The sequence below is a fragment of the Pseudomonas sp. 5Vm1k genome, assembly GCF_056161485.1.
Map to the genome: position 1 here is coordinate 492,237 of NZ_JBSPCZ010000001.1, position 13,647 is coordinate 505,883.

Consider the following 13,647-nt stretch of genomic DNA (forward strand, 5'->3'; position numbering starts at 1 on the left):
CTCTGCGTACCTGCCTCGACGCGGTACCTGGAGGAGACACGACAGACGCCGACTTCGCCAGTGAGACGGCCCTGGCCGCGCTGCCGGGCGTCGCATTCGAGCGGCTTAGGCCCATGCGCGACGGATTCCGCAGGTTGGCTGAGGCGATCAAGGCTAACGAAGCGGATGCCCGGGCGCTGCGTGCCAAGGCGGCGCTGGAGGCGATGCCCTTACTGATCGGCAGCCAGTACCTGATTCATGGAGTGTGTGGCAGCTGGAACAACGAAGCGCGTTATGCGATGGCAGCGCTGAGAGTCCATGCGGCGGATGTTGGTGTCGGTCAGCCGGGGGCCAGTCGCATCCAGCGCTACCAGGAGTTGCTGCGTCAGTATTCGCTGGCAGATGCCGGCGAAGACCTCCTGCGGGCGGTAGCTGACCCAAGGATCTCGGATGGGGCCTTCAACTTTGCCTCGACCCTGGCCGTGCTCGGGCACTTTCCGGAGTCGCTGATCGCTCAGGTCTTGGGTGCAAACCTATATTTGCGTCATTGCGGGCTACTGCCCTCGTTCGAATTCATCGCCGACGATGAGCCGTCCGCTTGCCAGTTTCTCGATCTGCGTCGCGACCCTGCCGGTGGTACCGATGACCTCGCCGCGCTCGCCGAAACGGCAGTGCGGGAATTCCTCATGCACGCGGGAGAGTCCGGCCACACGGGCGTACGCCAGGGTTACCTGTGGGCGCGTTGGCAAACCGAGGTGATGAGCGAGGCTCTGCTCAATGTGCTTGAGCGCTGGCTCGATCCGAGGGAGGCGGCGCGTCACCTGATCAGTCTTCGTCGGCTGGATGCTTGTCAATATCATGAGAAGACGCGACTGAACAAGGTGCCAATGAAGCCCTTGCTGGAGGTCGACGACTCCTTGAAGTTTCTCGACCACCTCGCCGCCAGCGCCTACGTGAGGGCGGGCCAACCGGAGTCGAGTCCGCTGCTCACCAGCCTGATTGCGCCTCGGGGCAAGATGTTCCGCATCTTCAGTCGCGACGACATTGCCATTCTTCATCGCTGGATCGCCGGCCTGCCCTACGCCGATGCGCCTTTGCAATCGGCAGCCTGCCAGATATGGAAAGACGACGGCATGCTCATCGGGGCCATTCGGGAGGACAACGATGCGCCGATCCTGGTCGCCAGCCTCAGCCCACGACAGGCATACCCGCGCATGCTGCGCGTGGAACTCACGCCTGCAGAAGAATGCTATAGCCGACACTACGTGACGCGCTGGCTGGCCAAGGCCTCGCGCGGGGTCGCCGAGGGGCATTGCCCCTTGCCGGAGCAATGGGCTCCCGGTGTCCTGCGGCAGTGGTTGCAAGGCCAACACGAGGCGTCCAATCAAGCGCTGGAACAGGACGAAGAGCTACCGTCCCGCGAAGAGGTGGTCGCCGATATCCTGTCCCTGGCACCGTTGACGATGATCGACGGTGCATGGCTGGCCGGGTTCGCCCATCCGGCGGTGGCCTCCACAGCGTACGGCAGCCGACTGTTCGAGACGCTTTTCGATGAGCTGGGCAACGGTATTGAGAGTCTGAACCATCCCGTCATCTACCGCCATTTGCTCACGGCGGTACATGGCGAATTGCCGGCCACCGCCCACCCTGACTACGCCAATGCAGCCTGCTTCAACGGCGAAAACTTCGGACTGCCGGTGTTCTGGTTGTCGATCGGACGATATCCCCAAACCTACTGCCCGGAGATCCTCGGGCTGAACCTGGCGATGGAGCTGTCCGGTGTCGGAGGTGGCTATCGGCGCACCCACAAAGCCTTGATCGCCTATGGCTACCCGACGATGTTCGTCGATCTGCACAACTCCATCGACAATATCTCCACCGGGCATACGGCATGGGCTGCCGCGAGCCTCGATGCTTACCTCGGCGCATTTCCTAGAAGTGACCGTGACGAAATATGGGCGCGTATCCGTACTGGATTCGTCGCGCTCAATCCACCCAAGGAGCAAACAATGCTGGACAAGTTTCGCGAGAAAGTGAGGTCGCTGCTATGACGTGCACGCTTGGCATCTCTGCCTTCTATCACGACAGCGCGGCGACCTTGGTGGTGGACGGAAAGATCGTTGCCGCCGCCCAGGAAGAGCGCTTTAGCCGGGTCCGCCATGACCCGGGCCTTCCACAACGGGCCATTGAGTATGTCCTGGCGCACGCCGGCATCAAACTGGCGGAAGTTGACCATGTCGCCTATTACGAAGACCCGGCGCTCAAGTTCCGCCGGGTGCTCTCGACAACCGCCGTGGCGGGATTTTCGGCCGCGCGCACTTACGCGCCGGTGCTTGGCGACTGGCTGTCAACCAAACGACGGATGGACCGCGAGGTCGTGCGTCATCTGAAAACAATGGGTGACCGGGACGACCGCCGCGTCGAAGTGCACGGCCACCATGCGTCCCACGCTTCTTCGGCCTTCTTCCCAAGCCCGTTCGAGAGCGCCGCGATCCTGTGCATCGACAGTGTCGGCGAATGGGCAACGACCACCCTCTGGCACGGCAAAGCAGACGGCATCGAACTGGTCGCAGAGCTGTCCTTCCCCCATTCGCTAGGCCTGCTCTACTCGGCGTTCACTTATTTCTGCGGCTTTAAGGTGGACTCCGGCGAATACAAGCTCATGGGACTCGCGCCCTATGGCAAGACAACCTACGTCGACACGATCCTCTCGCACCTGATCGACGTGAAGCCCGACGGCAGTTTCAGGCTCGATTGGACGAAGTTCGAGTTCATCAAGGGGGAAGTGATGACGGGCGAGGCCTTCGAACAGCTGTTCGGTGGCGCCCGGCGCTTGCCCGAGGCGCCACTGACTGAACGCGAATTCGACTTGGCTGCGTCCGTGCAGAAAGTCACCGAAATAGTGGTATCGCGTTTGGCCAAGACTGCCCGTGAGCTCACAGGCGAGAAATCACTGTGCATGGCCGGGGGTGTCGCCCTCAACTGTGTGGCCAATGGCGTGATCTCTCGCGAACGAACCTTCGATAGGCTGTGGATTCAACCGGCGGCGGGCGATGCGGGTGGCTCGCTGGGCGCCGCGCTGTTGACCGACCGCAAACATCGCGGGGTGACCCGTCGCGAACTGCCCACTGGCGTCCTCGATGGCATGAGCGGAGCCTTGCTCGGCCCCGAATACAGTGAAGAGCAGATCAGGGACGAGCTGGAAGCCTGCGGTGCCGTTTTCCACAGGCTCTCGGAGAAGGAGGTTGACCACCGCGTGGTCACCAGCATCGAGGGCGGCGGGGTTATCGGCTGGTTCCAGGGACGAATGGAGTTCGGTCCACGCTCGCTGGGCGCCCGTTCGATCCTCGGAGATCCGCGCCGCCTGGACACCCAGTCGACCATGAATCTGCGCATCAAGTTTCGCGAGTCCTTCCGCCCTTTCGCGCCCGTGGTGCTTGAGGAAAAAGCGGCGGAGTACTTCGACATTGTCGAGGAGAGCCCATACATGCTGGTGGTCTCACCTGTGGCTGAGGGCATTCGCAAGGCGATCCCACAGGAGCATGCGCGGCTGACCGGCATCGACCTGCTCAAGGTGGCGCGCAGCGATCTGCCGGCGATTACCCATGTGGACTTCTCGGCCAGGGTGCAGACCGTGGACCGGGAACGCAACCCGCGGTTCCGCGCGCTGCTTGAGCGCTTCTACCAGCATTCGGGATGCCCTGTACTGGTCAACACCTCGTTCAACGTGCGTGGCGAACCTATCGTGAACACCCCGTTCGAGGCCTACCGCTGCTTCATGCGCACCAACATGGATGTGTTGGCGATCGGCGACTTCTACCTGGAAAAGTCGGAGCAGCCTCAGTTCGAGGAAACGGTCGACTGGCGCGAGACCGTGCCGCTGGACTGATCAATTCATTCACTAGGGAAGGTGCACCATGAATTACGTTCTGCTTTATCTGATCCTGCCGCTGGGAATGTATCTACGCCGAACCGCTGCGTTCGCACACCGGCCGGACCCCAAGGCCAGCTCATACCTGAAACGCAAATCATGAGCATTATGGCCATGGATGTTCAGCAGGCTTCGGTGGTCCAGGTCATGATCATCGATGACCCCGACCTGACCGGACTGGAGGCTTGTCGCGAAAGGTTGGCCGAAACGCCGCACCGCGCTGACAGCGTGGGAGAGATCGGTGAGGGCTGGCTGAGCACCGTGCTGGACGGCGATATTGTCAAAGCGATCCGTGCGTTCCCCACCAGCCCGCACAAGGCGCTGCTACTGCGGGGCATTTCGATCTCCACGGATGTCGTCACGCCGCGCAATGGCTTCTTGGCCAATGCCCAGTGCATCCTGGATTTTGATCTGCTGCAGTTCGGCATGCTGCGATTGCTGGGTGTCCGGCCGCATGCAGTTGAGTACGAGAACCTCGGCAAGCTGGTCAGGAACGTGGTTCCGGTGCCGGAGGCCGCAGGCACCACGAGCTCGTGGGGCGCGGACGTCGAGTTTTTTTGGCACACCGATAATCCCAATTGGCCCTTCGAGAACCAGGGCCAGGATGTCACGGCATCCGTACCGAACTACCTGGCCTTTACCGCCGTGCGCAACCTCGAACGCGCCTCCACCGATATCGTCTGTGTGGATCACGTCCTTTCACAGCTGCCCGCTTGGGCGATCACCCAATTGCAGAAGCCTGCCTACACCTTCGGTGCCCCTGCGTCCAACGAGGGTTTCGATGGCCAGCAGAGGGTGCTGCCGATCCTCGAACAGGGCAATAGCGGTAATCGCCTGCGCTTCGACGACGGCATCGTGGCGGCGCTCGACCCGGACAGCGCCGAAGCCCTTGGGATCCTGCGCCAATGCCTGCGCGATGCCCAGGGTATAGAGGTGGTGCTACAGCCAGGTGACTTTTTCATTTTCAAGAACGCCCGCGTGCTGCACCGACGCAAGGCGTTCAAACCCATGCCTGACAGCAACGTACGCTGGCTGCGCAGGGTGTACGGCAGTTAAGCCTTTCTTCAAGACCCATCACGACAAACATGGAGTTCACGCATGAACAAGCGTATCGCAGTAATCGGTGGCCGCCCCGCGCCCATTCATGGCGCCAAGGAATTGGGCATCGACGTAGTCCTGGTGCACCAAGAGGGGGACTACGAACAGGAAATCGTCGCCCATTGCGAACAGGTGGTGCATGCCAGGATCGATGACGCTGACGCGATCATCAAGGTGCTGGAACCCCTACATCGCGAACGTCCGTTTGATCGCATCATCACCACCACCGAAGTGGCAGGCGAATCGACGGGCAAGGTGGTCGAACACTTCGGTCTCATCGGGGTTTCCTACAAGACCGCGCGCCTGCTCAAGGACAAGGTGGCCATGCGTGATCTGCTGGCCAAACATGACCTGAGCCCCGTAGCCTACCGTCATGTGACCAGTGCGCAGGACGCCATTGCCTTCGTTAAAGAGCATGGCAAATCGGTACTCAAGCCGGCAGAAGGTGTGGCCAGCCTGCATATCCATCCCTGCGATGACGAAGTTTCCGCCACGAAGGCCTGGCAGGCGCTACAGAACGCTGACGTCAAATACATCATCATCGAGGAATATCTGGAGGGGCCGGTCGTCAGCGTGGACTCCTTCTCCTTCAAGCGCCGCCACCTGCCGATCGGCTATTCCCAGTACCGCATGAACGACAAGTACGTCGAGTGGGAGGTCAGCACTCCGAGCACTGAAGCCAAGAAATGGCTGAAAGAGCTGAAGGAAATGACCTGCCGCCTGCTCGACGCCGTAGAGCTGGAGGAAGGTCCGTCCCACAGCGAGTTCGTGCTTACCCCGAAAGGCCCTCGGGTACTTGAATCCCACGCCCGTCTGGCCGGCTCGGGTGCCCCGGAACTGGTGAGGCGCGCGTTTGGCCTGGACCTGAACCGGATGTTCCTGACCGTGCCCCTGGGTATCGACACTCTGCCAGAGGTGTCGCCCGAACCGAAGGCCGGTGCCGCGATTCAATTCTTCGTCCCGACGCCTGGCAAGGTGACGAAGGTTGAGCTCGACCTCAAGCCCGACGTAGACGTACGTCACACCAGGCAGGGCGAGACCCCACTGGTGTTCCTGCCGTTTTTGTTCGAACTGGGCAAGTCCGAGCGTGCCGTGGTCATCCAGAAGCACAAGGGCGACCAGATTCCACCGCTCGACACCGTTGCCGACTGTGTCTCAGGGTATGTACTGGCAACGGGCTCCACGCGTGAAGAAGCCGTCAGAATTGGAGACGAACTGGTGGAGGCGGTTCACTTCATCGTGGAGTCCAAGGCATGAGCTACGTGCTCTGCTTGCATCGTTGGGTCGGCTGCCAAGCCCTCTACGACCGATACGAGTTGCCTGATGGGATGATGATTCGGGCGATCTGCACACCCGAATCCCTCGCATCGCTGCCGAGCGAGCGACTGGCGTCGAGTTCGACGCTGGCCTCTCTGGACGATGCCGAGGGCGTAAAGGCTGAGGCCGGGCGCTTGATCCTGCAGTACGGCGTTCCGGCGCTAGTGGTCGCCCTCAATGAAGGCGACCTGCTTAACGCTGCTTCGATTCGCGAGCAATGGGGAATACCGGGAGATTCCGTTGCCTGGACCGAACGGTTTCGCGACAAGCTCACCATGCTGGAATTTGCTGGCCGGCAGACGTCGATTAGCGTGTTGCCCGCAGTGGCCGCCGATTCCTGCGAAGCCGTGGAGCGACTAGCGGCCAGTCACGGCTATCCGCTGGTGCTCAAGCCGCGCTATGGAACGGCGAGTCGCGGCGTAAAGATCCTTCGCGGTCCCGGGGATCTTGATCAGTTGCAGCAGGCAATGGAGCCGATGATGGTTCAAGTCTACTGCGCCGCCCCCATCCTGCACGTAGACGGCTGGTGGGATGGGGAACGGATCGTGGTAGTCACGGCATCGCGCTATGTGAATAGTTGCGCCGACTTCGGCCCGGACAGCCCTCTGGGCAGCATTGAGCTGGAGGAAGGTGAGGACGAGCAACGGATTGCCCGGCGCGTCGGGCAATTGCTCATGGCCTTCGCTCCAGCGCGGGAAATCGTCTTCCACCTCGAACTGTTCGAGCAGGGTGACGAATTGCTGTTTCTGGAAATTGGTGCCCGGGTTGGCGGTGCCGAAATTCCGTTCCTCTGGCGGGAGGTGAGGGATATTGACCTGTTGGGGATCGCCTGGGAGCTCCAGACAGGGGCGTCCACCCGCTACAGGGACCTTGCTCGCGGACGCAGCAATGAGGGCCGCCCCTTACACCGCGAGCGGGGTGCGTGGGTGATCGCCCGGCGCGCCAGCTCGCCGCGCGAGAGCCTGGGAACCCTATATTGGGCCCAGCCTCAGGATCTGGAGCACAGCGCCAGCGGTGTCTATGAGGGCGCCAGGACCCGCCTTCGCCTGCGCAGTTTCGAGGGTTGCGCGCTGGCACGCGACGTAGGGAAGATCTTCCAACAGTTATCCAAATCATGGAGCGTTCAATCGTGAGAACAGCCGTTATTACGGGGGCCAGTAGTGGCATTGGAGAGGCATGCGGCCGTACTTTGGCCAGTCGTGGCTGGCGGGTATTCCTGGTGGCGCGCAGGGGAGATCGGCTTGAGCGGATCGCCGGAGAAACCGGCGGGCACGCTATCGTGCTGGACGTGACCCAAGCGCGGGAAGAGAACCTTGCACAGGTCGCCAGCTGCGATCTTCTAGTGAACTGTGCGGGCGGAGCCCTTGGCCTGGATACGGTAGGCACGGCGACTACCGAGGACTGGACTGACATGTTCAACAGCAACGTGCTCGGGACCTTGCGGATGATCCAACTGCTATTGCCTCGGCTCATCGCATCCCAAGGGTGCATCGTCAATGTCACCTCCACGGCGGCACTCGCCGGCTATGAAGGGGGCGGTGGTTATTGCGCGGCCAAAAGCGCTCAGCGAGCCCTGACACAGTCCTTGCGACTGGAAATGGCGGGCCTGCCGGTGCGCATCACCGAAGTGCTACCCGGCATGGTGCATACGCAGGAGTTTTCCTTGAATCGTTTTCGCGGCGATGCCGAGCGAGTCAAGGGCATCTACGAGAATGTCGACAGGCCTTTGAGCGCCGAGGATGTCGCCCATATAGTGGCCTCGATCGCCGATATGCCGGCCCATGTCAATGTCGACGAGATCGTCGTTCGGCCAGTGGCCCAGCGCGCCCAGCATGCGCTGTTTCGCGGCAGTCTCGGCTGGCTCAAGCAGCAGCCGGCGGCCCATACCCCTGTAAACGAAGGAGCACGCTAATGGTTGCGCTGGAAAACCTGGCGGGTGTCGCCATCATTGCCTTGGGCATGGTGCTGACACCCGGACCTAATATGGTTTACCTCACCTCGCGGGTGATTTCCCAAGGACGACTGGCGGGGGTGATTTCCCTGGCGGGTGTGGCCCTAGGCTTTGTGTGCTACCTGCTGGCTTCGGCATTGGGGTTGGCTGCTTTGTTCAAGGCCGTGCCGATGGCCTACGACGTAGTCAGGATCGCGGGCGCGTTCTATCTGGGCTACCTGGCCTGGAACATGCTCAAACCCAAGGGTACCTCCCCTTTCGAGGCGCGCCAGCTACCGCCTCACTCGCCGAAACGGCTGTTTAGTATGGGGCTGGTGACGAACCTGCTGAATCCAAAGATTGCGTTGATGTATTCCGCCCTGATTCCCCAGTTCATCGATCCTTCCGCAGGATCGACCTTACAGCAGTTCATTCAACTCGGGCTGGTACAGATCGTGATTGCCGTCTCGGTGAACGGCATCATCGTCCTGGCCGCCTCCAGGGTCAGCAACTTCCTGGCCACGCGCCCCTTGGCAATGCGCTCCCAACGCTGGGTGTCCGGGACTGTCCTGGGCGTATTTGCGATCGATATCCTGCTGCGCAAGCCCTTGACCTGACAAGATGGATGGGCTTTTCCACTAGTGCTGAAATGACAAGACCCGGTCACTGGCCGGGTCTTGGCATCAAACGCCGAATTGTGCGCGGTAGGCTTCAACCGCCGGCAGATGCTGCTTGAGCTGTGGATCGTCCGCCAGGAATTCCAGCACCTGATTCAGCGAAACAATGCTGATCACCGGAATCCCGAAATCACGCTCCACTTCCTGGATCGCCGACAACTCACCGTTGCCACGCTCCTGACGATTCAAGGCGATCAGCACGCCTGCGGCCTTGGCGCCGTCCTGGGAAGCAATGATCTGCATCACTTCACGGATAGCGGTGCCGGCAGTGATCACGTCATCGATGATCAGCACATCGCCGGTCAACGGGGCGCCGACCAGGCTGCCACCTTCGCCGTGGGCCTTGGCTTCCTTGCGGTTGAAACACCATGGCAGGTCACGGTCATGATGTTCGGCCAATGCCACTGCGGTAGTCGCCGCCAATGGGATGCCTTTGTACGCGGGGCCAAACAGAACGTCGAAGGGAATACCGCTTTCGACGATGGCTGCCGCGTAGAAACGACCCAGTTGCGCCAGGGCCGAACCGCTGTTGAAAAGGCCGGCATTGAAGAAGTAAGGACTGGTACGCCCGGACTTCAGGGTGAACTCACCGAAGCGCAAAACGCCGCGATCGATGGCAAAACGAATGAAATCGCGCTGATACGCTTGCATGAAAAAAACCCCAAATACCACGGATTTAGCTAATTAGGTTGACGCCGTGTATCATACACGCACGCGATTTTTGGGGCCATTTATGCGGATCATCAGTGTGAACGTCAATGGTATTCAGGCTGCAGTGGAGCGAGGTTTGCTCAGTTGGCTGCAAGCACAGAATGCCGACGTCATCTGCCTGCAGGACACCCGCGCCTCCGCCTTTGAACTGGACGATCCAGCCTTCCAACTGGATGGCTACTTCCTTTATGCCTGCGAAGCCGAAGTTCCCGCCCAGGGTGGCGTGGCTTTGTACTCGCGGTTGCAACCGAAGGCAGTCATCAGCGGTCTCGGCTTCGAGACGGCCGACCGCTACGGGCGCTACCTGCAAGCCGATTTCGATAAGGTCAGCATCGCGACCTTGCTGCTCCCTTCGGGGCAGAATGGCGATGAAGACTTGAACCAGAAGTTCAAGCTAATGGACGATTTCGCCCGTTATCTGGATAAACAGCGACGCAAACGTCGCGAGTACATTTATTGTGGCTCGCTGTACGTGGCGCAACAGAAGCTGGATATCAAGAACTGGCGCGACAGCCAGCAATCACCGGGCTTCCTGGCACCTGAACGTGCCTGGATGGACGAGATTGTCGGCAACATGGGCTATGTTGATGCCCTGCGTGAAGTCAGCCGTGAAGGCGACCAGTACAGCTGGTGGCCGGACAACGAACAGGCTGAGATGCTCAACCTGGGCTGGCGTTTTGACTACCAGTTGCTGACACCGGGTCTGCGCCGCTTTGTACGTAGCGCACGCCTGCCACGTCAGCCGCGGTTCTCGCAACACGCACCGCTGATCGTGGACTACGACTGGACGCTGACCATCTAAGCGTCGTTTCGCAGATACAAAAAAGCCGACATCGCTGTCGGCTTTTTTGTGCCCGCTGATTCCTCAATGTGGGAGCGGGCTTGCTCGCGAAGGCGTCGTGTCAGGCAACAACTACCTCGACTGATCCACCGCATTCGCGAGCAAGCCCGCTCCCACAAGGGGATTTTCGGCGTGCTTACTTCACCAATCGCCAGGTGAAGGGATAACGGTAAGGCACCCCATCATTGGCCTTGAGCCCGGCAATGATCGACAGCACCATCGCCACGATCAACACCAGCGGCAGCAGCGCAAAACCGATCAACACCAGCATCAGCAGATAACAGATGCCCGAGACCAGGGCCACGGTGATCTGGAAGTTCAGCGCTTCTTTACCCTGGGCGTCGATGAACGGGTCGGTTTCCCGCTTCCATTGCCAGAGTATCAACGGCCCGATCAAGTGACCGAACGGCAACCAGACCCCGAGAAACGCCGAGAGATGACAAAACATTGCCCACTGACGAACCTCGGGGTTCGGGGTGGGAAGTAGCTGCTGCTCATCACTCATGGCGCTCTCCTTTGCCGGACGTCGAAACGATCAGTCAGCCAGTGCAGCCTTTTGCAATTCGAATATTTCGTTCATGCCTTTCTTCGCCAGTTCGAGCATGGCGTTCAGCTCTTCCGGCTGGAATGGTGCGCCTTCGGCGGTGCCCTGGACTTCGATGAAGCCGCCAGTGCTGGTCATCACGACGTTCAGGTCGGTCTCGGCAGCCGAGTCTTCCAGGTAGTCGAGGTCAAGCACAGGCTCGCCCTGGTACATGCCGACCGAAACAGCGGCGATCATTTGCTTGAGCGGGTCGCCGCCTTTCAGGCCGCCGCGCTTCTTGATCACTTTCAAGGCATCGACCAGCGCAACCATGGCGCCAGTGATGGAGGCAGTGCGAGTGCCGCCGTCAGCCTGGATCACGTCGCAATCGACGTACAGGGTGACATCGCCCAGCTTGGACATGTCCAGCGAAGCGCGCAGGGAACGGCCGATCAGGCGCTGGATTTCCAGGGTGCGGCCACCTTGCTTGCCGCGACTCGCTTCACGCTGGTTACGCTCGCCGGTGGCGCGCGGCAGCATGCCGTATTCAGCGGTCAACCAGCCTTGGCCCTGACCTTTAAGGAAACGCGGCACGCCGTTCTCGACGCTGACGGTGCAGATGACTTTGGTATCACCGAACTCGACCAGTACAGATCCCTCGGCATGCTTGGTGTAGTTGCGGGTGATGCGGATCGAGCGGAGCTGATCGGCAACGCGACCACTTGGACGTTTCATAGGGAATACCTGTACTGGGGACGGAAAACTGCGGAGCATTATAGAGCCGCCAGCCACGACTGGGCACTTCTAAAAAATCCGGCCGACGGCTGAAGGCCGCGAAAAGTGCCTAACCGACAGTCTGCAGCCGTTTGTCACAGGGTGTGTTTGGGCGCATCCGCCCCACTGCGCTACAATCCTGCGCCTTTGCTGCCAGTCGGCTTACATTCATTGATATCGGGTCCGCGAAGCCCAAGGGTTTCGCGTCGGCCTGCATTGCGAGGTACCTCCATGGTGCACAGCATGACCGCCTTCGCCCGCGTCGAAAAAGCCGGCGTCCAAGGCACCCTGAGCTGGGAACTGCGCTCGGTCAACAGCCGCTACCTGGAGCCGCACCTGCGCCTGCCGGAATCCTTTCGCGACCTCGAAGGCGCGGTTCGCGAAGCACTGCGCCAGGGAATTTCCCGGGGCAAACTGGAATGCACCCTGCGTTTCACCGAAGAAAGCACCGGTAAACCGCTGCAAGTGGATCGCGAACGCGCCGCGCAACTGGTTGCGGCCGCCGAAACGATTGCCGGCCTGATCAAGAACCCGGCGGCGTTGAACCCGCTGGAAGTGCTGGCCTGGCCCGGTGTACTGGTGGGCGACGCCACTGATCCGCAAGCCTTGAATGCCGAGGCGCTGGCGCTATTCAATCAAGGCCTCAAAGAACTCAAGGCCGGCCGCGAGCGCGAAGGCGCGGAGCTGGCACGCCTGATCAGCGAGCGCCTGACGTCCATCGAAGAAGACGTCGTGACCCTGCGCGAACTGGTCCCGCAGATGCTCGCCACCCAGCGCCAGAAAGTCCTCGACCGCTTTGCCGACATGAAAGCCGAGATGGACCCGCAGCGTCTGGAACAGGAAATGGTCATGCTCGCGCAAAAGAGCGACGTCGCCGAAGAACTGGATCGCCTGAGCACGCACATCATCGAAGTTCGCCGGGTGCTCAAGTCCGGCGGCGCGGCCGGTCGGCGCCTGGACTTCCTGATGCAGGAGCTCAACCGCGAAGCCAACACACTGGGCTCCAAAGCCTTCGACCCGCGCAGCACCCAGGCTGCGGTCAACCTCAAAGTGTTGATCGAGCAGATGCGCGAACAAGTGCAGAATATTGAGTAAGGCAAACCCGACATGACCCATAGCACCGGCACCCTGTACATCATTTCCGCCCCTTCGGGCGCGGGCAAGAGCAGCCTGGTCAAGGCCCTGACCGACTCCGATCAGGAGATTCGCGTCTCGGTTTCCCACACCACCCGCGCCATGCGCCCCGGTGAAGTCGATGGCGTGAACTACCACTTCGTCACGCGTGAAGCGTTTGTGAAGATGGGCGAGCATGGTGACTTCCTGGAGCGCGCCGAGGTATTCGGCAATCTCTACGGCACCTCGCAAAGCCACTTGCAGCAGACCCTGGACGCAGGCCACGACCTGATTCTGGAAATCGACTGGCAAGGCGCCGAGCAGGTGCGCAAGTTGATGCCCCAGGCGCGCTCGATCTTCATTCTGCCGCCGTCCTTGCAGGCCTTGCACCAGCGCCTGACCAATCGCGGCCAGGACAGCGACGAGATCATTGATGGCCGGATGCGTGAAGCGGTCAGCGAGATGAGCCATTACGTCGACTACGACTACCTGATCATCAACGACGATTTCGCCCACGCGCTGCACGATCTGAAGGCGATTTTCCGCGCCAATCAGCTGCATCAGAAGCGTCAACAGCAACGTAACGGAAAACTTTTGGCCGAATTGCTCGGCTAAACAGCTCTTCCCAAAACCGCTGCCAGGGCTTTACATTGGCACTTGCAGCGCGTTGAAGGGCTTGGTCAAAAAATCAGCGCTTCCCTAATCGCTGGTGATTTTTTAAACTGTTGAGTCCGCTCGCCCAACCGGGCAGCG

General features: G+C 60.6%; 13 protein-coding genes. 10 read left to right on the forward strand and 3 right to left on the reverse strand.

Annotated elements, in window-relative coordinates; genetic code table 11:
* The first annotated feature begins 113 nt into the window (after positions 1–113).
* The 7 genes from ACWIKB_RS02235 to ACWIKB_RS02265 all read left to right on the forward strand — a co-directional run bounded on the left by ACWIKB_RS02235 (position 114) and on the right by ACWIKB_RS02265 (position 8,872).
* Positions 114–2,030 (forward strand): iron-containing redox enzyme family protein, encoded by a 1,917-nt coding sequence (locus ACWIKB_RS02235; protein ID WP_475265137.1) that lies wholly within the window; start codon positions 114–116, stop codon positions 2,028–2,030.
* Positions 2,027–3,868, forward strand: a complete 1,842-nt coding sequence (locus ACWIKB_RS02240) for a carbamoyltransferase family protein (protein ID WP_475265138.1) — start codon at positions 2,027–2,029, stop codon at positions 3,866–3,868. The genes ACWIKB_RS02235 and ACWIKB_RS02240 overlap by 4 nt, the downstream gene beginning before the upstream one ends.
* Positions 3,869–4,009: 141 nt before the next feature.
* Positions 4,010–4,966, forward strand: a complete 957-nt coding sequence (locus ACWIKB_RS02245) for a TauD/TfdA family dioxygenase (RefSeq protein WP_475265139.1) — start codon at positions 4,010–4,012, stop codon at positions 4,964–4,966.
* 42 nt (positions 4,967–5,008) lie between these two features.
* Complete coding sequence (locus ACWIKB_RS02250) at positions 5,009–6,265, forward strand: ATP-grasp domain-containing protein (RefSeq protein WP_475265140.1); 1,257 nt, start codon at positions 5,009–5,011, stop codon at positions 6,263–6,265.
* A complete protein-coding gene (locus tag ACWIKB_RS02255) occupies positions 6,262–7,458 on the forward strand; it encodes an ATP-grasp domain-containing protein (RefSeq protein ID WP_475265141.1) in 1,197 nt (398 codons plus the stop codon). The genes ACWIKB_RS02250 and ACWIKB_RS02255 overlap by 4 nt, the downstream gene beginning before the upstream one ends.
* Positions 7,440–8,237: an SDR family NAD(P)-dependent oxidoreductase gene (locus tag ACWIKB_RS02260; RefSeq protein ID WP_475265142.1), complete on the forward strand. Its 798-nt coding sequence runs from the start codon at positions 7,440–7,442 to the stop codon at positions 8,235–8,237. The genes ACWIKB_RS02255 and ACWIKB_RS02260 overlap by 19 nt, the downstream gene beginning before the upstream one ends.
* A complete protein-coding gene (locus ACWIKB_RS02265) occupies positions 8,237–8,872 on the forward strand; it encodes a LysE family translocator (protein ID WP_475265143.1) in 636 nt (211 codons plus the stop codon). Before ACWIKB_RS02260 ends, ACWIKB_RS02265 begins: the two co-directional genes overlap by 1 nt.
* A 66-nt stretch (positions 8,873–8,938) precedes the next feature.
* Here the strand turns inward: ACWIKB_RS02265 and pyrE are convergent, their stop codons facing one another.
* The gene (pyrE, locus tag ACWIKB_RS02270) at positions 8,939–9,583 is read right to left on the reverse strand and encodes an orotate phosphoribosyltransferase (RefSeq protein WP_008038033.1); all 645 of its coding nucleotides are present in this window, start codon (positions 9,581–9,583) and stop codon (positions 8,939–8,941) included.
* An 82-nt stretch (positions 9,584–9,665) separates the two neighbouring features.
* Here pyrE and ACWIKB_RS02275 point away from each other — a divergent pair, with 82 nt between their 5' ends.
* Positions 9,666–10,445, forward strand: a complete 780-nt coding sequence (locus tag ACWIKB_RS02275) for an exodeoxyribonuclease III (protein ID WP_007934608.1) — start codon at positions 9,666–9,668, stop codon at positions 10,443–10,445.
* A gap of 175 nt (positions 10,446–10,620) precedes the next feature.
* Here ACWIKB_RS02275 and ACWIKB_RS02280 read toward each other — a convergent pair whose 3' ends face one another.
* Entirely contained in the window at positions 10,621–10,989 is a 369-nt protein-coding gene (locus tag ACWIKB_RS02280; protein ID WP_475265144.1) for a DUF4870 domain-containing protein, read from the reverse strand.
* Positions 10,990–11,019: 30 nt separating this feature from the next.
* Positions 11,020–11,742, reverse strand: a complete 723-nt coding sequence (rph, locus tag ACWIKB_RS02285; RefSeq protein ID WP_163910644.1) for a ribonuclease PH — start codon at positions 11,740–11,742, stop codon at positions 11,020–11,022.
* A 270-nt stretch (positions 11,743–12,012) separates the two neighbouring features.
* On the opposite strand from rph, the gene ACWIKB_RS02290 reads away from it, so the two are divergent.
* Positions 12,013–12,876: a YicC/YloC family endoribonuclease gene (locus ACWIKB_RS02290; protein WP_475265145.1), complete on the forward strand. Its 864-nt coding sequence runs from the start codon at positions 12,013–12,015 to the stop codon at positions 12,874–12,876.
* A gap of 12 nt (positions 12,877–12,888) precedes the next feature.
* Complete coding sequence (gene gmk, locus ACWIKB_RS02295) at positions 12,889–13,509, forward strand: guanylate kinase (RefSeq protein ID WP_475265146.1); 621 nt, start codon at positions 12,889–12,891, stop codon at positions 13,507–13,509.
* Positions 13,510–13,647: the final 138 nt, after the last annotated feature.

Bases quoted from the DNA above. Each gene is read 5' to 3' on its own strand.
- gmk (WP_475265146.1), top strand. From the start codon at position 12,889: ATGACCCATAGCACCGGCACCCTGTACATCATTTCCGCCCCTTCGGGC.
- rph (WP_163910644.1), bottom strand. From the start codon at position 11,742: ATGAAACGTCCAAGTGGTCGCGTTGCCGATCAGCTCCGCTCGATCCGC.
- ACWIKB_RS02265 (WP_475265143.1), top strand. From the start codon at position 8,237: ATGGTTGCGCTGGAAAACCTGGCGGGTGTCGCCATCATTGCCTTGGGC.
- ACWIKB_RS02255 (WP_475265141.1), top strand. From the start codon at position 6,262: ATGAGCTACGTGCTCTGCTTGCATCGTTGGGTCGGCTGCCAAGCCCTC.
- pyrE (WP_008038033.1), bottom strand. From the start codon at position 9,583: ATGCAAGCGTATCAGCGCGATTTCATTCGTTTTGCCATCGATCGCGGC.
- ACWIKB_RS02250 (WP_475265140.1), top strand. From the start codon at position 5,009: ATGAACAAGCGTATCGCAGTAATCGGTGGCCGCCCCGCGCCCATTCAT.
- ACWIKB_RS02260 (WP_475265142.1), top strand. From the start codon at position 7,440: ATGGAGCGTTCAATCGTGAGAACAGCCGTTATTACGGGGGCCAGTAGT.
- ACWIKB_RS02240 (WP_475265138.1), top strand. From the start codon at position 2,027: ATGACGTGCACGCTTGGCATCTCTGCCTTCTATCACGACAGCGCGGCG.
- ACWIKB_RS02235 (WP_475265137.1), top strand. From the start codon at position 114: ATGCGCGACGGATTCCGCAGGTTGGCTGAGGCGATCAAGGCTAACGAA.
- ACWIKB_RS02290 (WP_475265145.1), top strand. From the start codon at position 12,013: ATGGTGCACAGCATGACCGCCTTCGCCCGCGTCGAAAAAGCCGGCGTC.
- ACWIKB_RS02245 (WP_475265139.1), top strand. From the start codon at position 4,010: ATGAGCATTATGGCCATGGATGTTCAGCAGGCTTCGGTGGTCCAGGTC.
- ACWIKB_RS02275 (WP_007934608.1), top strand. From the start codon at position 9,666: ATGCGGATCATCAGTGTGAACGTCAATGGTATTCAGGCTGCAGTGGAG.
- ACWIKB_RS02280 (WP_475265144.1), bottom strand. From the start codon at position 10,989: ATGAGTGATGAGCAGCAGCTACTTCCCACCCCGAACCCCGAGGTTCGT.